Source organism: Pseudomonas sp. Z1-12 (assembly GCF_051132015.1).
GTDB lineage: Bacteria > Pseudomonadota > Gammaproteobacteria > Pseudomonadales > Pseudomonadaceae > Aquipseudomonas > Aquipseudomonas zanjanensis.
Genome location: NZ_CP071647.1, coordinates 3,470,232 through 3,490,276 on the forward strand (window position 1 = coordinate 3,470,232; position 20,045 = coordinate 3,490,276).

Sequence of the window (20,045 nt, forward strand, 5' to 3'; positions counted from 1 at the left end):
TACAATGCGCGCTTCGACCGTGACCAGCCTGACTAAAAACAAATGTCCTTGCCCAAACATCATCTGGAATTGCTCAGCCCCGCCCGCGACGTGACCATCGCCCGCGAGGCCATCCTGCATGGCGCCGACGCCGTGTACATCGGTGGCCCGAGTTTCGGCGCACGTCACAACGCCTGCAACGAGGTGGGCGATATCGCCCGGCTGGTGGAATTCGCCCGCCGCTACCACGCCCGTGTGTTCACGACCATCAACACCATCCTGCACGACAACGAGCTGGAGCCGGCCCGCCAGCTGATCCACCAGTTGTACGATGCCGGCGTCGACGCGTTGATCGTCCAGGACCTGGGGGTGATGGAGCTGGATATCCCGCCCATCGAGCTGCACGCCAGCACCCAGACCGACATCCGCACCCTGGCCCGGGCCAAGTTCCTCGACCAGGCCGGTTTCTCGCAATTGGTCCTGGCCCGTGAGCTGAACCTGCAGGAAATCCGCGCCATCGCCGACGAGACCGATGCGGCCATCGAGTTCTTCATCCACGGTGCGTTGTGCGTGGCCTTTTCCGGCCAGTGCAATATCTCCCACGCCCAGAACGGCCGCAGCGCCAACCGTGGCGACTGCTCCCAGGCCTGTCGCCTGCCCTACACCTTGAAGGACGACCAGGGCCGGGTGGTCGCCTATGAAAAACACCTGCTGTCGATGAAAGACAACAACCAGAGCGCCAACATCCGCGCCCTGGTGGAAGCCGGTGTGCGCTCGTTCAAGATCGAAGGGCGCTACAAGGACATGGGCTATGTGAAGAACATCACCGCCTATTACCGCCAGCGCCTGGACGATGTCCTCGAAGACCGCCCGGACCTGGCCCGCGCTTCCAGCGGCCGCACCGCACACTTCTTCGTTCCCGACCCGGACAAGACCTTCCACCGTGGCAGCACCGACTATTTCGTCAGCGAGCGCAAGATCGACATCGGCGCCTTCGACTCGCCAACCTTTACCGGCGTGCCGGTGGGCGTGGTGGAGAAAGTCGGCAAGCGCGACCTGCAAGTGGTGACCTTCGATCCACTGTCCAACGGCGACGGCCTCAACGTGCTGGTCAAGCGCGAAGTCGTCGGTTTCCGCGCCAACATCGCCGAGCCCAAGGGTGAATTCGAAGAGGACGGCCAGAAGCGTTACCGCTACCGCGTCGAACCCAACGAGATGCCAGCCGGTATGTACCAGTTGCGCCCCAACCACCCGTTGAGCCGCAACCTGGACCACAATTGGCAGCAAGCATTGCTCAAGACCTCTTCCGAGCGTCGGGTCGGCCTGGCCTGGGTGGCGCGCCTGCGTGAAGAACGCCTGGAACTGACCGCCACCAGCGAAGAAGGCATCAGCGCCAGTGTTGCCCTGGATGGGCCGTTCGGCCTGGCGAACAAGCCGGAACAGGCCCTGGAGCAACTGCACGACCTGCTTGGCCAACTGGGCACCACCGAATACCACGCCACCGCCATCGAGCTGGATGCGCCCCAGGCGTTCTTCATCCCCAACTCGCAGCTCAAGGCGTTGCGCCGCGAAGCCATCGAAGCCCTGACCGCCGCCCGCATCAAGGCCCACCCACGCGGTGGCCGCAAGGCCGAGACCAGCCCGCCACCGGTGTACCCGGAGTCGCACCTGTCGTTCCTGGCCAATGTCTATAACCAGAAGGCCCGGGACTTCTACCATCGCCACGGGGTCAAGCTGATCGACGCGGCCTTCGAGGCCCACGAGGAAACCGGTGAAGTGCCGGTGATGATCACCAAGCACTGCCTGCGCTTCTCGTTCAACCTCTGCCCCAAGCAGGCCAAGGGCGTCACCGGCGTGCGCACCAAGGTCGCGCCGATGCAGCTGATCCACGGCGATGAAGTGCTGACGCTGAAGTTCGACTGCAAACCTTGCGAGATGCACGTGGTCGGCAAGATCAAGGGCCACATCCTCGACCTGCCATTGCCCGGCAGCACGGCGCAGCCCGTGGTAGGCCATATCAGCCCGGAAGACCTGCTCAAGACGATCCCGCGCGCGCCGCATTAAACCCCTCTGCACCCACTTCCCCTTGGAAGTGGGTGTTCACCAAAACCTGTATCCACCACAGACTCCCTGTGGGAGCGAGCTTGCTCGCGATAGCGGTGGGTCAGTTACATTGATGTTGAATGGGCCGCCGTCATCGCGAGCAGGCTCGCTCCCACATGGGTTCCCTGGTGCTTGATGGCCATCGGCCATTTTTCATTTCTGCGCCGTTTTTGCCTCGCTGTGCGACAGATTCCCCCGCAAGGCTCCCCTGCCCTTCGCTCGCCTGTTAGGTTGCAAGCGTTTGTGTCAAAAAACAGGACACTTTTCTCCCCAACCGCCTGCAAAGGAATGCCCAGCAATGGACTTCTCGCTCAAACACCTGGCCGTGGCCACCCTCATGCTGTCCAACCTCGCCACCGTCACCACGCCCGCCTTCGCCAACATCACCGCCCAACAGGGCTCAGCCATTGTCAAAACCTTCGCCGGAACATCGGTCAAGGATTTCAGGCAGTTCCTGGGAGAGGTCGCCAAGAGCGACCTGGCCAAAACCGCCAACCTCGGCCCGGCCATCAGCGCCTTCCAAGACAACAAGACGCTGTCCGCTGAACAACAGAACGAAATCCACCGCTTGCTGGGCCTCTACGCTCGGGTGAAATACGGCGAAGCCGCCACCGAGACGCTGAAGGAACTGGTCGCCATCCCGACCTATCGCAAGGACGGCGTTGCCCAGCACGAGAACCCGGAATTCCTCAAGATCGCCGACGAGATCAAGCGCCTCGCCGAATCCTTCAACCTGGACTTTCGCAACATCGACAACCGCGTCTATGAAATTTCACTCGACGGCAGCGGCGATGAAGTCGTCGGCATCCACGCCCATGCCGACGTGGTCCCGGTCACGCCGGAGAACTGGGTGTTGAAAGACGGTACACGCCTCGATCCGTTCAAGGTCACCCTGGTGGGCGACCGCATGTATGGCCGCGGTACCGAGGACGACAAGAACGGTATCGTCGTGACGCTCTACGCCATGAAAATCATCAAGGAAGAAAAACTGCCGCTGGCGCGCAACTTCAAGCTGCTGGTCGACACCACCGAAGAAACCACCGGCGACGCCATCCCCTATTATTTCGAACGCAACCCGACGCCCAACTACAACCTGGCGCTGGATGGCGGCTACCCCGTGGTGATTGCCGAGAAAGGCTACGGCACGGTCATGGCCAATTTCCCTCGCCGCGCGGCCCAGGGCAAGGGCGCCGAAATCATCGCGTTGACGGGGGGCATGGCGACCAACCAGATCCCGTCGACCTCGGTGGCGACCTTCGTGACCGACAAGCCCACAGATCTGGCAGCGAACCTGCTCAAGGCCGGCACCGACTTCGCCAAGGCCAATGGCGGCGACTTTGAGGTAAAAAGCGCAGTGGCCGACAACGCGGTCAAGCTGACCTTCACTGGCGTTTCCGCCCACTCCTCCGAGCCCGAGTCAGGCGTCAACCCGGTCGCCAGGATGCTGGTGTTCATCAACGGTCTCGACGGCAAGGTCGCCCTCAAGCGCAACCACATCACCGACGCCGCCCGCTACGCCGCCGACAACTGGGGCCTGGACTATCTGGGCAACAAGCTGGGGATTGGCTTTTCCGATGCGTTCATGGGGCCGCTGACCGCGTCCCTGACCTACGTCGGCATGGATGAGCAGACCTTCAAGCTGGCGGTCAACCTGCGGGTGCCGGTGGGCAAGCCAACCGAAACGCTGAAGACTGAAATCAACGATAAGCTCTCCGCCTGGGCCAAGACGTCCCAGGTCGCCGTGGCCTTCGACAACACTATCGACGCACCGATGTACCGAAATCCCGAAGGTGAATGGGTCAAGGCGCTACTGGCCGTCGCCACGGAGAACCTGGGCATGGAACACACGTTCGGCACTTCCGCCGGCGCCACCTCGGTCCATGACCTGCCCAACGGCGTGCAATTCGGCCTGGCGATGCCCAACGTCAAGTACACCGGGCACAACGACAACGAGTTCAAGACGGTGGAGCAGTTCTTGCTGGACTTGCAGATCGTGACCGAGATGATGGGGCGGATCGGGCAGTTGCCGAAGCTCTGATCGGCCCTGAGGAGACGGTTATCAAGGCCTGTGGATGATCATTGTGGCGAGGGAGCTTGCTCCCGCTCGGTTGCGCAGCGACCGCAAGTTTTTTTGGGCTGCTGCGCAGTCCAGCGGGAGCAATCCCTGGCCACAGGTTTACCTTTATTCCTTCAGGTGAGTGGCGCTTGGATCGATGACCTTCGCGGTAACGTCGGCCAACTCCAGCCCCCAATCCCCATGCAGGTACCAGTCCTCGCCGATCATCTCGGCCGGGTGCATCGTGCGATCGGCACCGTTGCCGCAGGCCAGCGCGCTGGTCGGACAGTAACGATCACACCCCCAGCAGATGCGCTCGGGATGCTTGGGACTGATGGGAAACGGCTTTGCCATGAGGCCCCCGTATAACCAATGGGTGTACCCGTACCCTACCCCGGCGGGCCACTGCCGCCCTTGATCCTGATCAAGAACAGCCGCACGGGAACGAACTGACGTTCACCGCTCAAGAATTCACGCTGGAAATTGACAAGAATCATTATTATTCGCAGCGAAGCTTCCTAGACTCGGCGCCATCCTTCAGCCAACCAGGAAGTCATCATGCGTACCCTTGCTCCGTTGTCCCTCGCCCTGCTGTTGCTGCCACCATTGGCCCAGGCCAAGGAATACCCCATCGGCGAACCGCAACTGTGCCCGGGGCTGGAAGTCGGCGCGGTGTACCTGCAACCGATCGAAATGGCCCCCGCCGGGATGATGCGCGCCACGGCCGAGTCCGACGTGCACCTGGAAGCCGACATCCGCGCCACCGCGGACAACCAGCAAGGCTTCCAGGAAGGCAGTTTCGTGCCTTATCTGAACGTGTCGTTCCAACTGAAGAAACAAGGCAACGACACCGCGCTCAAGGGCGACTTCCACGCCATGGTCGCCAACGACGGGCCGCACTACGGCGATAACGTCAAGCTGCTCGGCCCTGGCAAATATCAATTGACCTTCACCGTCCTGCCACCGGGCGGCCACGCCTCCCTCGGTCGTCACACCGACAAGGAAACCGGCGTGGCGCCGTGGTTCGAACGCTGCGAACTGCACTACGAATTCGTCTACGCCGGTATCGGTAAAAAAGGCGGGTACTGAACATGAGCCGCCGATCCTGGCCGTCCTGCCTGGCCTGGCTGACGCTGGCCGGTCTGCTGCTGCCATCCATCGCCCAGGCCGAACTGCCCACTTATGAATTGAGCATCCGCGACGGGCATTTCACGCCGCCGCAACTGGAAGTACCGGCCGGGCAACGCTTCAAGATCGTGTTGAAAAATATCGGCCAGGGCCCGGCGGAGTTCGAAAGCACGCCCTTGCGCGTCGAGAAAGTGCTCTCGCCCGGCGTGACGACCTTCGTGGTCATTCATCCGCTGCGCCCTGGGCACTATCCGTTTTTCGACGAATTCAATCCGCAACTGCCCGAGGGCGGGATTCTCGCCCGGTAATCGGCCAGCAGGAGGCGTTAGCATGACTCAATCGATGTTTATTGTCTGGCGCGAAAGCGTCGAGGCATTGTTGGTGATCGGGATTCTCCAGGCCTGGGTCAGCCAGCAGCAACAGGCCAGCCAACTGCGACGTTATGTATGGGCCGGGGCGGCGTTGGGCTTGCTGCTTTCCGGCGTGCTGGCCGGCCTGATCCTGCTCGCCGGCGAGGCCATGAGCGGTACCACCAGTGAATGGTTCCAGGCGGCGTTGGCCTTGGTCGCCAGCTTGCTGATCGTGCAGATGGTCGGCTGGATGCACCGAAACGCACGGACGCTCAAGCATGACCTGACCCGCCACGCCGACCAGCGCCTGGGCCGCCAGGGTGGCCTGGGCCTGTTGGTCCTGGCTTTGCTCGCCGTCAGCCGCGAAGGCAGTGAAACCGTGGTTTTCCTGTATGGCGCCGGTGCGCGCCTGCACGGGCCGCCATTGGGCTTGTTCGCCGTGGGCGCACTGGCCGGGCTGGTGTTGTCGCTGCTGACCGTCTCCCTGCTGCACAGCAGCCGCCGGTTCATCTCATGGCCGCGATTCTTTGCCATCAGCGAAGCGATCCTGCTGCTGTTGGGCGCGGCGCTGCTGGTCAGCGCTTTCGAGCGGGTCGGCGGGCAATTGCTGGCGATGGATTGGCCCGAGGCGGTGTATCGCGGCATTGGCGACGCGCTGTGGGACAGCAGCGCGCTCCTCGACGACGGCCATGGTTTCGGTGGGTTCCTGGCGGATTTCGCTGGGTATCGGGCCAGTCCGAGTGCGATGACGTTGCTGGTGTGGCTGGGCTATTGGGGAGTGGTCGCGGGCTGGTTGCGACCACGTAAGGCGGAAACCCTGCCATGCCCGACCTGAACCCCTGGCTCCAACGCCTGGGCGACGGCATGCGCCGTCATGGCTCGGCTATTCGTACGGTGCAATGGGCGGTGGTGCTGTTCTACGCGGTGCTGTTGGTGGTGCCGGCCATGTTGCCATTGCCCACTGGTCAGGCGCGGCTGTTGGACAACCTGACGCTGCTGGCGCAGTTCCTGTTCTGGGGCATCTGGTGGCCGTTCGTGTTGCTGTCGATCGTGCTGTTCGGTCGCCTCTGGTGTGGCGTGTTGTGCCCGGAAGGCGCTTTGAGCGAATGGGCCAGCCAGTACGGCAAGGGCCTCGGGGTGCCGCGCGGGGTGCGCTGGGCTGGCTGGCCGACTTTGGCGTTCTGCCTGACCACGGTCTACGGCCAGTTGATCAGCGTGTACGACTATGCCCAGGCAGCGCTGTTGATCCTCGGGGGCTCGACCGTCGCCGCAGTGATCGTCGGCCTGTTGTTCGCCCGGGGCAAGCGGGTGTGGTGCCGTTACCTGTGCCCGGTCAGCGGTGTGTTTGCCCTGCTCGCCCGCCTGGCGCCGGTGCACTTCCAGGTGGACGAACAACGCTGGCTGGAAAACCCGCCGCCCCGGCGCCCGCCCCCCAACTGCGCACCGCTGCTGGACATCCGTCGCCTGCGCGGCGCCGCCGATTGCCACGCCTGTGGCCGTTGCAGCGGCCAGCGCGACGCGGTACGGCTGATTGCCCGCTCCAGCAACGCGGAAATCCTCCAGGTGACGGCCAACACACTTTCGCCCTGGGACGCTCGCCTGCTGCTGTTCGGTGTCGTCGGCTTGGCCATGGGTGCCTTCCAGTGGACCGTCAGCCCTTGGTTCATCGACCTCAAGCAAAGCCTGGCCCAATGGCTGGTGAATCACGATTGGCTCTGGGCACTCCAGGACAACGCGCCCTGGTGGCTGCTGACCCACTACCCGCACCTCAATGACAGTTTCAGTTGGCTCGATGGCTTTTGCATCGTCGCGTACCTGGGCCTGAGTGCGCTGCTGATGGGCACTTCGTTGCTGTTTCTCATGCGCCTGGCCGCATGGCTCTCAGGCGACACAACAAACTACCAGCCCCTGGCCCTCACCCTGACGCCCCTTGGCGGTGCCGGGTTGTTCCTCGGTTTGTCGGCCACCACGGTCAAGTTGTTGCGCTATGAGGGCCTGTTGCTGGAGTGGGTACCGCCGGCCCGGGCCGCGCTTTTAACGGCCGCGATCGCCTGGAGCCTGTGGCTGGGCTGGAAGCGCCTGCAGGCAAGCGTGGCATCGCCGATCCGACGCGTGCCCGCCATGGCCTGCCTGGTGCTGGCCAGCAGCTGGGTGGGGTATGGCTGGTGGTTGCAATTCTGGGGTTGGTGATCGAGGGATTGCGGGGGATCACAAAAGCCATCCCCACCACAGCCCTTCCCCCTGTGGGAGCGAGCTTGCTCGCGATGGCGGTGGGTCAGCTTGCATAATGTGTGACTGCGCCGCCCCCTTCGCGAGCAGGCTCGCTCCCACAAGGGGACTTGTGGTGGATGCATAAATCGCGGTCACCCCGAAACCAATGTGGGAGCGAGCCTGCTCGCGAAGGGGGCGCTAGATTCAACATGGATGGAAGCTGACCACCGCTATCCGCCACTCAACTGCGCAACACAAACGAAGGAAACAGTTCGCGCATGGCCGCCCATAACTCAGGCTGCAAGGCCTGCGCCGAGACGCTGGAGAGATGGGGATCAAGCATCCGGGCAGTGCGCACCAGTTGCACGGCAAAGCGGCTGACTCCACGCTCGTTCAGGCGCCGGGCCAGGGTCAGCAACCGTTCGGGGTCGAACAAATGCCAGTGCACGGTCGTGCGACATTCATAATCCACGCCGCTGTCCAGCAAATGATCGAGACTGCGCCAGTTGGCGGCGCCGCTGCCTTCGACCCGGGTCACGTCCAGCGCGTCTTCGGGCAAGGCCTTGACGTCGAAGCCCACCCAGTCGGCTTGCCCAACCACCTTGGCGAAGGCCGCCGGCTTGATGCCAGCGCTGTGCAGGCCGATGCGAAAACCCATTTGCCGCACCTCCTCCATGGCCGGCCCCAGGCCGTCCTGCAAAGTTGGCTCGCCGCCGCTGAACACCACGGCGTCGAGCAGATCCTGCCGGCGTTGCAGGAACGCCAACACCTTGCACCAATCCACCTCCTCGCTACCGCGCGGCGGGATCAGTTGCGGGTTATGGCAATAACGACAACGCCAGGCACACCCCTGGCAAAACAGCACGCAGGCCAATTGGCCCGGGTAATCGAGGGTGGTCAGGGGCACCATGCCCCCGACCCGTAGCACTCGACTCATGGACGCCCGGCCGCGCGTTCGGTGAAGTGCACCCGCTCGCGGTGCTCGGACTGCTTGCCCGGGTTGAAGGCTGCCACCGGGCGGTGATAACCCATCACCCGGGTCCAGACTTCGCAACGTTGACGCTGTGCCTGTGGAATCGTTTGTACTGCGCTCATGGATAAAGCTCCTAACGGTCGATGGATCGGATCAGTGAACGCTGCCTGCCGACTGCTGTTGCAGCAGCAAGGCCTCGTCGCATTTCGGGCAGAACTCGTGTTCACCGGCCAGGTAGCCGTGCACCGGGCAGATGGAAAAGGTCGGCGTGATGGTCAGGTACGGCAGGCGGAAACGTCCCAGGGCCTTGCGCACCAGTTGCTTGCAGGCCTGGGTGGAGGAAATCTGCTCGGCCATGTACAGGTGCAACACGGTGCCGCCGGTGTATTTGCATTGCAGTTCGTCTTGCAGCTCCAGGGCTTCGAACGGATCCTCGGTGAAGCCCACCGGTAGTTGCGATGAGTTGGTGTAGTACGGCGCGACCGGGCTGCCGGCCTGCAAGATATCCGGGTAACGCTTGAGGTCTTCCTTGGCGAAGCGGTACGTGGTGCCTTCGGCGGGCGTGGCCTCGAGGTTGTAGAGGTGGCCGGTTTCCTCCTGGAAACGCAGCAGCGTGGCCCGCACGTGATCCAGCAGTTTCAGGGCGAAGGCCCGGCCCTGCTCGGTGTGCAGGCCTTGCTGGTCATCGGTGAAGTTGCGCAGCATTTCGTGCAGGCCATTCACGCCAATGGTGGAGAAGTGATTGCGCAAGGTGCCGAGGTAGCGCTTGGTGTAGGGATACAAGCCAGCGTCCATGTGATGCTGGATGACCTTGCGCTTGACCTCCAGGCTCTCTTTCGCCAGTTCCATCAGGGTATCGATGCGTTGCAGCAACCCACTGGTGTTGCCTTTGTACAGGTAGCCCAGGCGCGCGCAGTTGATCGTCACCACCCCCAGGGAGCCGGTCTGTTCCGCGGAGCCGAACAAGCCGCCACCGCGCTTGAGCAGCTCGCGCACGTCCAGTTGCAGGCGGCAGCACATCGAGCGCACCTGGTTGGGTTGCATGTCCGAGTTGAGGAAGTTCTGGAAATACGGCAAGCCGTAGCGGGCGGTCATTTCGAACAACCGGTCGGCGTTCTCGCTGTCCCACGGGAAGTCGTGAGTGATGTTGTAGGTCGGGATCGGGAAAGTGAAGACCCGGCCTTTCGCATCGCCGGCCTGCATCACCTCAATGTAGGCGCGGTTGATCAACTCCATTTCCGCTTGCAGGTCACCGTAGGCGAACGGCATTTCTTCGCCGCCGATGATCGGGATCTGCTCACGCAGGTCCTGGGGACAGACCCAGTCGAATGTCAGGTTGGTGAACGGGGTTTGCGTGCCCCAGCGCGAAGGTACGTTGAGGTTGTAGATGAACTCCTGCAACGACTGGCGGACCTCGTCGTAGCTGAGCTGATCCTTGCGCACATAGGGCGCCAGGTAGGTGTCGAACGAGCTGAACGCCTGGGCACCGGCCCATTCGTTTTGCAGGGTGCCGAGGAAATTCACCATCTGGCCCAGGGCACTGCTCAAGTGCTTGGGCGGCCCAGCCTCGACCCGCCCGGGCACGCCGTTGAGACCTTCGTGCAACAAGGTGCGCAAGGACCAACCGGCGCAGTAGCCGGCGAGCATGTCCAAGTCGTGGATATGCAGGTCTGCCTCGCGGTGCGCCTCGCCGATGGCCTGGCTGTAGACTTCGTCGAGCCAGTAGTTGGCGGTGACCTTGCCCGACACGTTGAGGATCAGCCCGCCCAGGGAATAACCCTGGTTGGCGTTGGCCTGCACGCGCCAGTCTTCGCGATCCAGGTATTCGTTCATCGACGTGGCGACTTCCACCAGCGTACGACGATCCCGACGCAGGCGTCCGTGCTGCTCGCGGTAGACAATGTAGGCGCGCATGGAGAGAAAGAAACCGGCGTCCATCAGTACCCGTTCGACACGGTCCTGGATCTGCTCGACATTCAACCGAGTCTGCCCTTCCAATCGCGCCAATACCGCCTCAAGCAAGCCTTCGGCCTCGGCTTCGGCGTATTCGCCGGTGGCCTTGCCAGCGGCGATCAACGCCTGGCGGATCTTGTCCGCATCAAAGGCGACCACACTGCCATCGCGCTTGTGCAAGCGGTTACAGCCTATTGAGATCAACGTGCTCTGCATTTTGGCTCCAGACACTACATATAGGTTTTTTGAGATCTACAAACACAATATGCAGTGAAGAGTACGGACAAAAGGCAGGGTTGCAATTGATCGGCATCAAGAATCGGGAGCGACTGCCATCAGCCTTGAAAGGTCATTTTACGGGCACCAAAAATCTCCTGTGGGAGCGAGCTTGCTCGCGATAGCGGTGGGTCAGTTGACATCAATGTTGGCTGGACCGCCGTCATCGCGAGCAAGCTCGCTCCCACATTGGTTTCGGAGTGACTGCAGGATCTGAATTCACCCAAAATCCCCCTGTGGGATTTCTATTCATCATAGCCCCCTTCTGCTAACCACCACTCATATTCATGAACCGCACGATCTGTACTTCCCCGCCAGGGCTGAAGTCATGCTGCAAGGGCTTGCCCTTGAGTGCCTGTTTGATCAACTGAATGATCGGCTGATCCTCCAGCGGATAACGCCGCAGCAAGCCCCGCAGGTCCAAGGAATCCTCTTGCCCGAGGCACAGCAGCAAGCGCCCTTCGACGGTCATGCGCACGCGATTGCAACTGGCGCAGAAGTTATGGGTGTTGGGCGAAATGAAACCGACGCGGGTCTGCGGATGATGCGCCAGGCGCACATAGCGCGCCGGCCCACCGCTGCTCTCGGCACTGTCGAGCAAACGATGATGGCGGGCGATCTCGGCCCGCACCTCATCGCTGGAACAGAACGACTCGCCTCGGGAACGGCCCACCTCGCCCAAGGGCATTTCCTCGATGAAACTGATGTCGATGCGTTGATCGATGGCGTACTGCACCAACGCCGGGACTTCATCGAAGTTGCGCCCTTTCATGACCACGCAGTTGAGCTTGATCCGCTCGAACCCGGCGACCTTCGCCGCGTCGATACCGGCCAGCACCCGGTCCAGGTCACCGTTACGGGTGATCGCCCGAAAGCGCTCGCCGTCCAGGCTGTCGAGGCTGATGTTCATGCGTTTGACCCCTGCGTCCACCAGGGGCTGGGCCAATCGTCCCAGCTGCGAGCCGTTGCTGGTCATCACCAGTTCCCGCAGGCCGGGCAATGCCGCGATGTCGCGACACAGCCCGATAATGCCCGGACGGATCAGCGGCTCGCCACCGGTCAGGCGGATTTTCTTCACCCCCAGGCCGACGAACAGCCGCGCCAGGCGCTGCAATTCCTCCAGGGTCAACACTTGCTGACGCGGCAGGAAGGTCATGTTTTTCGCCATGCAATACACACAGCGAAAATCACAACGATCGGTCACCGACATCCGCAAATAATCGATCTGGCGCCCAAACCCGTCCTGCAACACCGCGTTCATGAAGATCTCCCGATTGAGCCCGTGCTCACTGCACCAGCGGCGAGTCGGCGCCCTGAAGGTGAATGCCGCGAATATCCGCCGCACCGATCAGGGTTTGCAGGTACTGCACCAGCGCCTTTTGCCAAACGCCCTGCTGCAACTGGGTACGAATCGCCGTCGCCACCGCCTCATACGGCAATGGTTGGCCATCGATGCGCTGGTCGATGCTGATCACATGCCAGCCATAACGGCTTTCCAGCGGTTTGCTGGCCAGGCCCGCCGGCAGGGTGAACAACTGGCGCTCCAGTTCCGGCACGGTCTGGCCCTTGCTGATCTGCCCCAGCGAGCCGCCCTGCTCCTTGGACGGACACGCCGAATACTTCAATGCCAGCTCGGCGAAGCTGCCCGGGAACTGGTCCAGCTGTTCCAGCACCAGCTCGGCCTGGACATGGGCCAGGCTGCGGGCCTCGGCATCGTCCGGCGCACACTCGAGCAGGATGTGCCGCACCGCCAGCAATGGCGCACTGTGGAAGCGCGCGCGGTTGCTTTCGTAGTAACGCAGGCAGGTGGCCTCGTCGCACTGCGGCACCTGCACCTCGCATTCCAGCAACAGCCGCGTCGCCGCTTCTTCTTCGTTCTCACCGGCACCGACCTGCAACGCCAGGCCCAGCTCGGCGATGCGCTGCTGGAGCAATTCGCGAATCACCAGCGCCCGAGCGGCCTGGTAGACCGCCTCCTCGCGACTGTCAGCCGGGTGATATTGCAGCTCCTGGGCCATCGCCTGCGGGGTGATCGACACCCCGTTGACGCTGATGATCGGCCATTCCTGCTCACTGCTGGCGATCAGCTGTGGCGCTTCATCCTCCGCCACCGGCCCCGCCTGGGCCGGCTCGAACTGCACCGCCCCAACGGGCTCCGCATCGACCACCGGCGGCACTTTTGCCGAGGAACCGCAACCACCGCCCCCGCTACCACCGCCACATCCGCATCCACTCGCCATGATCTTCTCCTCAGAACTTCTGCCGAACGATTTGATAACGACGCCCCAGGTACCAGACCGGCGCACTGACGATGTGGACCAGACGGGTGAACGGGAACAACACGAACAGGGTCAGGCCCAGCACCACGTGGAGCTTGTAGACCACGCCCACCGGCGCGATCGAGGTCGCGGCGTCAACCGGGCGCAACAGCACGGTGTTCTGGGCCCAGTCGGCCAGCATCACCATCACCGAGCCGTCCATATGGGCGGTGGACGCAACGATGGTCATCAGACCCAACACCAGCTGCACCAGCAGTACCACCAGCACCAGGATGTCCGACACATTGGAGGTGGCGCGCACCCGAGGGTCGGTCAGGCGACGGTTGAGCAGCATCAGCAAACCGATCAGGCCGAGCACACCGAAGAAACCGCCGGAAACCATCGCCAGCAACTGCTTGTTCTCGGTGCTCAGGAAGTGGTGATACACCGCCGAAGGTGTCAGCAGCCCGACGAAGTGCCCGGCCAACACGAACAGCACGCCGATGTGGAACAGGTTGCTGGCCACGCGCATGCCGCGCTTGTTCAGCATCTGGCTCGAACCGGCCTTCCAGGTGTACTGGGACAGATCAAAGCGTGCCCAACTGCCGAGCAGGCAAATCGCCAAAGCGACATAGGGGTAGACCCCGAACAACAACAGATCCCATTTAGACATTGCCCACCTCCCCGGCGGGCGCTGCGGCCCGCCCTTCATGCTGAAAATCCACCCAGTGCAGCGGCACTGCACTTTCGTCCCGGGCCTTGCCCGGCGCGCTTGGCATCGAACTGCAACGGTCCTGCTGCTCGGCCTTCATGAAATCCACGGCCTCTTCCTCCCAGACCTTGTCCAGGGCTTCCAGGGAGTCATCCCGATGCTCGGCCTTCACTTGTTCGAGCATCTCGGCCACCGCCGCCTGGGGTTCTGTCCCGGCGATCTGCAACAAGGCCCGGAAGCAACTGGCGTAGGCGCTTTCACGCTCTTCCAGGCGCGCCGCGAGCAAGGCCAGCAGGTGCGCCACATCGGCCAGGCCCTCGCGGGCCTCCAAGTCTTCGCGGGTGGAGAGAAACTCCAGGTACAGCGGGATGTAGTCCGGCAGTTCCTTGACACCGATGGCGAACCCGGCTTCTTCGTACTGGGCCATCATGTCGACCATGGCCTGGCCCCGGTCGCGGGACTCGCCATGGACGTGTTCGAACAGCAGCAGCGACAGTGAACGACCGCGGCCGAACAGCGCACCGTAGTGCTCCTGGCCGTCCATCAGGTCCTGGCCGCAGATCAGTTCCAGCAACTCGAACAACCCGGCACGCTGGGCGGGACTGATTTCCCGCGCCTGCACGATGGCCTGCTCCAGCTCGTCGCGACCGGCCACCAGGGTCTCGGTCGGGTAATCGAGCAGTAACGAAATCACCTTGAGAATGCGCATGCTCATTCCTCCCACAACTGTACGGTCTTGATCACGTCGCGGCGGTTGGCTTTCTTGCCACCGAACATGTTGGTGTCGGAGCTGCCGCTGCAACCGCTGCCAAAGCTGAAACCACAACCGGAGCGCTCGGCGAACGCATCGCTCATGGCATCTTCGCGGTGGGCACTCGGCACCACGAAACGGTCTTCGTAGTTGGCGATGGCCAGGTAGCGGTACATCTCTTCCACCTGGTTCACGCTCAGGCCGACGTCAGCCAGCACTTGCAGGTCCTGCACGCCGTCGACCTGCTCGGCCCGTTTGTAGGCGCGCATCGCCAGCAAGCGTTTCAGCGCATGCTTGACCGGTTTCTCGTCGCCAGCGGTGAGCATGTTGGCCAGGTAGCGCAGCGGGATCCGCAGGCTGTCGACGTCCGGGATCACCCCGTTCATGCCCACGGTGCCGGCGGCGGCCGCGTTCTGGATCGGCGACAGTGGCGGCACGTACCAGACCATCGGCAAGGTGCGATATTCCGGGTGCAGCGGCAGTGCGAGTTTCCAGTCCACGGCCATTTTGTAGACCGGCGAACGTTGGGCCGAATCGATCACCGACTGCGGCACGCCATCGGCCAGGGCCTGGCGAATCACCGTCGGGTCGTTCGGGTCGAGGAAGATCTCCAGTTGCTTCTCGTACAGGTCCTGCTCGTTGGCGGTGCTCGCCACTTCGCTGATGCGGTCGGCGTCATACAGCAGCACACCGAGGTAGCGAATCCGACCCACGCAGGTTTCGGCGCAAACGGTCGGCATCCCAGCTTCGATGCGCGGGTAGCAGAAGATGCATTTTTCCGACTTGCCGCTCTTCCAGTTGAAGTAGATCTTCTTGTACGGGCAGCCGCTGATGCACATGCGCCAGCCGCGGCACTTCTCCTGGTCGATGAGGACGATGCCGTCCTCCTCGCGCTTGTAGATCGCACCGCTCGGGCACGATGCCGCGCACGCCGGGTTCAGGCAGTGCTCGCACAGGCGCGGCAGGTACATCATGAAGGTGTTTTCGTACTCGCCGTAGATGTCCGCCTGGATCTTGTCGAAGTTCTTGTCCTTGCGCCGCTTGGCGAACTCGGTGCCGAGGATTTCCTCCCAGTTCGGGCCCCATTCGATCTTTTCCATGCGCTTGCCCGACACCACCGAGCGTGGGCGCGCGGTGGGTTGGTGCTCGCCCAGCGGTGCGGTGTGCAGGTGCTGGTAGTCGAAGTCGAACGGCTCGTAGTAATCGTCCAGGCTCGGCAGGTCCGGGTTGGCGAAGATGTTCGCCAGCACGCGGAACTTGCCGCCAATGCGCGGGTTGATCGAGCCGTCGGCGTTGCGCACCCAGCCACCCTTCCACTTGTCCTGGTTCTCCCATTCCTTGGGATAGCCGATGCCCGGCTTCGATTCGACGTTGTTGAACCAGGCGTATTCCATGCCTTCACGGCTGGTCCAGACGTTCTTGCAGGTAATCGAGCAAGTGTGGCAGCCGATGCATTTGTCCAGGTTCAGGACCATGCCGATTTGTGAGCGAATCTTCATCTCAGTTCTCCTCGATATCAGTCGGCAGTGGACGCGGCAAATCATCGCCACTGGAACCGTCGAGCCAATCGACCTTGACCATCTTGCGCACCACGACGAATTCGTCGCGGTTGCAACCGACCGTGCCGTAATAGTTGAAGCCGTAGGCCTGTTGGGCGTAGCCGCCAATCATGTGGGTGGGCTTGAGCACCACGCGGGTCACCGAGTTGTGGTGGCCGCCACGGGTCTTGGTGGTTTCCGAACCCGGCACGTTCACGATCCGTTCCTGGGCGTGATACATCATCACCATCCCTTCCTTGACCCGCTGGCTGACCACCGCCCGGGCGGTCAGCGCGCCGTTGGCGTTGAAGCATTCGATCCAGTCGTTGTCCTCGATCCCGGCGCGCTTGGCGTCGATCTCCGAGAGCCAGACAATCGGTCCGCCACGGCTCAAGGTGAGCATCAGCAGGTTGTCGCTGTAGGTGCTGTGGATGCCCCATTTCTGGTGCGGGGTAATCCAGTTCAGGACGATCTCGGTCTCGCCATTGCTGCGCTTGCCCTTCACGCCTTCGATGGTGCGGGTGTTGACCGGCGGCCGATAACTCATCAGTTGCTCGCCGAACGCCTGCATCCATGGGTGATCCTGGTAGAACTGCTGGCGGCCGGTGATGGTGCGCCATGGGATCGACTCATGGACGTTGGTGTAGCCGGCGTTGTAGCTCACGTGATCGTCTTCCAGGCCGGACCAGGTCGGGCTGGAAATGATCTTGCGCGGCTGGGCCTGGATGTCGCGGAAGCGAATCGCCTCGTGCTCCTTGGACACGGCCAGGTGGCTGTGGTCGATGCCGGTGAATTCCGACAGCGCCGCCCAGGCTTTCACCGCGACATGGCCGTTGGTTTCCGGGGCCAGGGACAGGATCACTTCGGCGGCGTCGATGGCGCTGTCGATTTTTGGCCGGCCTTGGCTGATGCCGGCGTCGACTTCCTTGTGGTTCAGCTCACCGAGGAATTTCACTTCGGTGTCGGTGTTCCAGTTGATGCCCTTGCCGCCGTTGCCGAGTTTTTCCAGCATCGGGCCCAGGGAGGTGAACTGCTTGTAGATGTTCGGGTAGTCACGCTCGACCACTTGCAGGTTCGGCGCGTTCTTGCCCGGTTGCGGGGCCACGCCGGCGCTCTTCCAGTCGGTGCCGCCAAACGGCTGGGCCAGTTCGCCGACGCTGTCGTGCATCAACGGTACGGTGACCAGGTCTTTCTCGACGCCGAGGTGACCGACCGACATGGCCGAAAATGCCTTGGCGATGCCCTTGTAGATCTCCCAGTCCGAACGCGATTCCCAGGCGGGATCGATGGCTGCGGACAGTGGGTGGATGAACGGGTGCATGTCCGAGGTGTTCATGTCGTCTTTTTCGTACCAGGTGGCGGTCGGCAAGACGATGTCGGAATACACGCAGGTCGAGGACATGCGGAAGTCCAGGGTGGTCACCAGGTCGAGCTTGCCAATGGCGCCCTCGTCGACCCATTCGGCTTCGGTGGGCTTGCACTCGGTGCTATGACCGATGTCTTCGTTCATCACGCCGTTCTTGGTACCGAGCAGGTACTTGAGCATGTACTCGTGGCCCTTGCCCGAAGACCCGAGCAGATTGGAACGCCAGATGAACATGTTGCGCGGGAAGTTCACCGGGCTGTCCGGTTGCTCGCAGGCAAAACGCAGTGAACCGTCCTGCAGCGACTTGACCACGTAGTCCTTCGGATCAAGGCCAGCGGCGGCGGCATCGCGGCAGATGTGCAGCGGGTTGGTGTTGAGCTGTGGCGCGCTGGGCAACCAACCGGCGCGTTCGGCGCGGATGTTATAGTCCAGGGCGTGCTCGGGGAACTGCGACTTGTCCGCCAAGGGCGAGAGCACATCGTGCATGCTCATCTTCTCGTGGCGCCATTGCGAACTGTGGCCATAGAAGAAGCTGGTGCCGTTCATCTGCCGTGGCGGACGGTTCCAGTCCAGGCCAAAGGCCAGGGGCAGCCAGCCGCATTGCGGACGGAGTTTTTCCTGGCCGACGTAGTGGGCCCAGCCGCCGCCGGTCTGGCCGACGCAACCGCAGAGCATGAGCATGTTGATCAGCCCGCGGTAGTTCATGTCCATGTGGTACCAGTGGTTCATCGCCGCACCGACGATGATCATCGAGCGTCCACGGGTCTTGTCGGCGTTGTCGGCGAACTCGCGGGCGATCTGGATCGCCTTCTCGCGGCTCACACCGGTGATCTGCTCCTGCCAGGCCGGGGTGCCGGGCACCGAGGCGTCGTCATAGTCCTTGGCAACGTTGGCGCCGCCCAGGCCACGGTCGATCGCCAGGTTGGCGGCCGACAGGTCGAATACAGTGGCGACTTTCGCCACGCCGCCATCGGCCAGCACCACGCTGTGCACCGGCACCCGCCGGAACTGCACCGCGTCGCCGGCCACGTGCTGGAAGTACTCCTGGGCTTCGCCGGCGAAGTACGGGAACGCCACCTCGGCGACATCGCCGCCGATCAAGCTCAGCTTGAGGTCGATCTCACGTCCCTCACCGCCTTCACGGGGCAGGATGTTCCACTTGCCCTTCTCACCCCAGCGATAACCGATGGAGCCTTGTGGCGACACCAGTTCGCCGGCGGCATCCAGGGCGATGGTCTTCCATTCCGGATTGTTGTCCTGGCCGAGGTTGTCGGTCAGGTCGCTGGCCCGCAGGAAACGGTCCGGCTGGTAACCGGCGCCCGGCGCTGCGCCGAGCATCGGCTTGAGCATCACCAGTACCGGCAGGTCGGTGTAGCGCTTGGCGTATTCGGTGAAATAGGCGCTCGGCTTGTCCAGGTGGAATTCTTTGAAGATCACATGGTTAAAGGCCTGGGCCAGCGCGGCGTCGGTGCCCTGCTTGGGGTTGAGCCACAGGTCGGTGAGCTTGGCGACTTCCGAATAGTCCGGGGTGATCGCCACGGTCTTGGTGCCCTTGTAGCGCACCTCGGTGAAGAAGTGCGCGTCGGGGGTACGGGTCTGCGGGACGTTGGAGCCCCAGGCGATGATGTAGTTGGAGTTGTACCAGTCGGCCGATTCCGGCACGTCGGTCTGCTCGCCCCAGACCATCGGCGAGGCCGGTGGCAAGTCGCAGTACCAGTCGTAGAAGCTCAGGCACACGCCACCGATCAGCGACAGGTAGCGCGAGCCGGCGGCGTAGCTGACCATCGACATGGCCGGGATCGGCGAGAAGCCCACCACCCGGTCCGGGCCGTGTTCCTTGACGGTGTAGACGTTGGCCGCGGCAATGATCTCGTTGACTTCTTCCCAGTTGGAACGAATGAAGCCGCCCATGCCGCGCTTGCTTTTGTACGAGTCGGCCTTGGCCTTGTTCTCGACGATGCTGGCCCACGCTTCCACGGGCGGCAAGGTCTGCCGGGCTTCGCGCCACAGCTTGAGCAATGGCTTGCGGATCTTTGGGTACTTGAGCCGGTTGGCGCTGTAGATGTACCAGCTGTAGCTCGCGCCACGAGGGCAACCGCGTGGTTCGTGGTTGGGCAGGTCGTTGCGGGTGCGCGGGTAGTCGGTCTGCTGGGTTTCCCAGGTGATCAGGCCGTTCTTGACGTAGATTTTCCACGAGCACGAACCGGTGCAGTTCACTCCATGGGTGGAACGCACGATCTTGTCGTACTGCCAGCGGGAACGGTAGACGTTTTCCCAGTCGCGGGACTCCTTGCGGGTCTCGCCGTGGCCGTCTGAAAACTCGCCTTGCTTGCGGTTGAAGAACCGCAGTTGATCCAGTAAATGACTCACAATGTCTTCCTCTCAGGCTTG

Annotated in this window: 16 protein-coding genes; 6 read left to right on the forward strand and 10 right to left on the reverse strand. The window is 62.6% G+C overall.

The genetic code is table 11. The features are described 5' to 3' along the window. Window positions 1-42 precede the first annotated feature (42 nt). Together J3P85_RS14690 and J3P85_RS14695 are read left to right on the forward strand one after the other, a co-directional pair. Window positions 43-2,043, forward strand: a complete 2,001-nt coding sequence (locus J3P85_RS14690) for a peptidase U32 family protein (protein ID WP_434702124.1) — start codon at window positions 43-45, stop codon at window positions 2,041-2,043. Window positions 2,044-2,380: 337 nt separating this feature from the next. Beyond that, window positions 2,381-4,120 carry a dipeptidase gene (locus tag J3P85_RS14695; protein ID WP_434702125.1) on the forward strand — a complete coding sequence of 580 codons (1,740 nt, stop codon included), beginning with the start codon at window positions 2,381-2,383 and terminating at the stop codon, window positions 4,118-4,120. Between the two features lie 144 nt (window positions 4,121-4,264). On the opposite strand, the gene J3P85_RS14700 is transcribed toward J3P85_RS14695, so the two are convergent. Next, window positions 4,265-4,492 (reverse strand): DUF3079 domain-containing protein, encoded by a 228-nt coding sequence (locus tag J3P85_RS14700; RefSeq protein ID WP_434702126.1) that lies wholly within the window; start codon window positions 4,490-4,492, stop codon window positions 4,265-4,267. 204 nt (window positions 4,493-4,696) lie between these two features. On the opposite strand from J3P85_RS14700, the gene J3P85_RS14705 reads away from it, so the two are divergent. The 4 genes from J3P85_RS14705 to J3P85_RS14720 are packed head-to-tail and all read left to right on the forward strand — an operon-like array spanning window position 4,697 to window position 7,806. Then, window positions 4,697-5,227, forward strand: coding sequence for an iron transporter (locus J3P85_RS14705; protein WP_434702127.1), 531 nt, complete (start codon window positions 4,697-4,699; stop codon window positions 5,225-5,227). Window positions 5,228-5,229: 2 nt separating this feature from the next. Next, window positions 5,230-5,574, forward strand: a complete 345-nt coding sequence (locus J3P85_RS14710) for a cupredoxin domain-containing protein (RefSeq protein WP_434702129.1) — start codon at window positions 5,230-5,232, stop codon at window positions 5,572-5,574. A gap of 22 nt (window positions 5,575-5,596) precedes the next feature. Next, complete coding sequence (locus J3P85_RS14715) at window positions 5,597-6,451, forward strand: FTR1 family iron permease (RefSeq protein WP_434702130.1); 855 nt, start codon at window positions 5,597-5,599, stop codon at window positions 6,449-6,451. Continuing rightward, window positions 6,439-7,806, forward strand: coding sequence for a 4Fe-4S binding protein (locus tag J3P85_RS14720; protein ID WP_434702132.1), 1,368 nt, complete (start codon window positions 6,439-6,441; stop codon window positions 7,804-7,806). The genes J3P85_RS14715 and J3P85_RS14720 overlap by 13 nt, the downstream gene beginning before the upstream one ends. 262 nt (window positions 7,807-8,068) lie before the next feature. Here J3P85_RS14720 and J3P85_RS14725 read toward each other — a convergent pair whose 3' ends face one another. The 9 genes from J3P85_RS14725 to J3P85_RS14765 form a co-directional block, all read right to left on the reverse strand. Next, window positions 8,069-8,764 carry an anaerobic ribonucleoside-triphosphate reductase activating protein gene (locus J3P85_RS14725; protein ID WP_434702133.1) on the reverse strand — a complete coding sequence of 232 codons (696 nt, stop codon included), beginning with the start codon at window positions 8,762-8,764 and terminating at the stop codon, window positions 8,069-8,071. Beyond that, window positions 8,761-8,922 carry an anaerobic ribonucleoside-triphosphate reductase gene (gene nrdD, locus J3P85_RS14730; RefSeq protein ID WP_030137643.1) on the reverse strand — a complete coding sequence of 54 codons (162 nt, stop codon included), beginning with the start codon at window positions 8,920-8,922 and terminating at the stop codon, window positions 8,761-8,763. Before nrdD ends, J3P85_RS14725 begins: the two co-directional genes overlap by 4 nt. A 31-nt stretch (window positions 8,923-8,953) precedes the next feature. Next, on the reverse strand, window positions 8,954-10,969 hold the full coding sequence (locus tag J3P85_RS14735; RefSeq protein ID WP_434702134.1) for a ribonucleoside triphosphate reductase: 2,016 nt from the start codon (window positions 10,967-10,969) through the stop codon (window positions 8,954-8,956). Between the two features lie 328 nt (window positions 10,970-11,297). Then, window positions 11,298-12,290 (reverse strand): GTP 3',8-cyclase MoaA, encoded by a 993-nt coding sequence (gene moaA, locus J3P85_RS14740; protein WP_434702135.1) that lies wholly within the window; start codon window positions 12,288-12,290, stop codon window positions 11,298-11,300. A 25-nt stretch (window positions 12,291-12,315) separates the two neighbouring features. Then, window positions 12,316-13,269: a peptidylprolyl isomerase gene (locus J3P85_RS14745; RefSeq protein ID WP_434702136.1), complete on the reverse strand. Its 954-nt coding sequence runs from the start codon at window positions 13,267-13,269 to the stop codon at window positions 12,316-12,318. Window positions 13,270-13,279: 10 nt separating this feature from the next. Beyond that, complete coding sequence (narI, locus tag J3P85_RS14750; RefSeq protein WP_434702137.1) at window positions 13,280-13,960, reverse strand: respiratory nitrate reductase subunit gamma; 681 nt, start codon at window positions 13,958-13,960, stop codon at window positions 13,280-13,282. Next, window positions 13,953-14,708 (reverse strand): nitrate reductase molybdenum cofactor assembly chaperone, encoded by a 756-nt coding sequence (gene narJ / locus J3P85_RS14755; RefSeq protein ID WP_434702139.1) that lies wholly within the window; start codon window positions 14,706-14,708, stop codon window positions 13,953-13,955. The genes narI and narJ overlap by 8 nt, the downstream gene beginning before the upstream one ends. A 2-nt stretch (window positions 14,709-14,710) precedes the next feature. Then, window positions 14,711-16,249, reverse strand: coding sequence for a nitrate reductase subunit beta (gene narH / locus J3P85_RS14760; protein ID WP_434702140.1), 1,539 nt, complete (start codon window positions 16,247-16,249; stop codon window positions 14,711-14,713). Between the two features lies 1 nt (window position 16,250). Beyond that, the gene (locus tag J3P85_RS14765; protein WP_434702141.1) at window positions 16,251-20,024 is read right to left on the reverse strand and encodes a nitrate reductase subunit alpha; all 3,774 of its coding nucleotides are present in this window, start codon (window positions 20,022-20,024) and stop codon (window positions 16,251-16,253) included. Between the last annotated feature and the right edge of the window lie 21 nt (window positions 20,025-20,045).

What these genes read in the sequence shown, in the direction of transcription:
- nrdD (WP_030137643.1), bottom strand. Translation starts at nt 8,922, where the DNA reads ATGAGCGCAGTACAAACGATTCCACAGGCACAGCGTCAACGTTGCGAA.
- J3P85_RS14690 (WP_434702124.1), top strand. Translation starts at nt 43, where the DNA reads ATGTCCTTGCCCAAACATCATCTGGAATTGCTCAGCCCCGCCCGCGAC.
- J3P85_RS14695 (WP_434702125.1), top strand. Translation starts at nt 2,381, where the DNA reads ATGGACTTCTCGCTCAAACACCTGGCCGTGGCCACCCTCATGCTGTCC.
- J3P85_RS14710 (WP_434702129.1), top strand. Translation starts at nt 5,230, where the DNA reads ATGAGCCGCCGATCCTGGCCGTCCTGCCTGGCCTGGCTGACGCTGGCC.
- J3P85_RS14720 (WP_434702132.1), top strand. Translation starts at nt 6,439, where the DNA reads ATGCCCGACCTGAACCCCTGGCTCCAACGCCTGGGCGACGGCATGCGC.
- J3P85_RS14700 (WP_434702126.1), bottom strand. Translation starts at nt 4,492, where the DNA reads ATGGCAAAGCCGTTTCCCATCAGTCCCAAGCATCCCGAGCGCATCTGC.
- narJ (WP_434702139.1), bottom strand. Translation starts at nt 14,708, where the DNA reads ATGCGCATTCTCAAGGTGATTTCGTTACTGCTCGATTACCCGACCGAG.
- moaA (WP_434702135.1), bottom strand. Translation starts at nt 12,290, where the DNA reads ATGAACGCGGTGTTGCAGGACGGGTTTGGGCGCCAGATCGATTATTTG.
- J3P85_RS14735 (WP_434702134.1), bottom strand. Translation starts at nt 10,969, where the DNA reads ATGCAGAGCACGTTGATCTCAATAGGCTGTAACCGCTTGCACAAGCGC.
- J3P85_RS14715 (WP_434702130.1), top strand. Translation starts at nt 5,597, where the DNA reads ATGACTCAATCGATGTTTATTGTCTGGCGCGAAAGCGTCGAGGCATTG.
- narI (WP_434702137.1), bottom strand. Translation starts at nt 13,960, where the DNA reads ATGTCTAAATGGGATCTGTTGTTGTTCGGGGTCTACCCCTATGTCGCT.
- J3P85_RS14745 (WP_434702136.1), bottom strand. Translation starts at nt 13,269, where the DNA reads ATGGCGAGTGGATGCGGATGTGGCGGTGGTAGCGGGGGCGGTGGTTGC.
- J3P85_RS14725 (WP_434702133.1), bottom strand. Translation starts at nt 8,764, where the DNA reads ATGAGTCGAGTGCTACGGGTCGGGGGCATGGTGCCCCTGACCACCCTC.
- J3P85_RS14705 (WP_434702127.1), top strand. Translation starts at nt 4,697, where the DNA reads ATGCGTACCCTTGCTCCGTTGTCCCTCGCCCTGCTGTTGCTGCCACCA.
- narH (WP_434702140.1), bottom strand. Translation starts at nt 16,249, where the DNA reads ATGAAGATTCGCTCACAAATCGGCATGGTCCTGAACCTGGACAAATGC.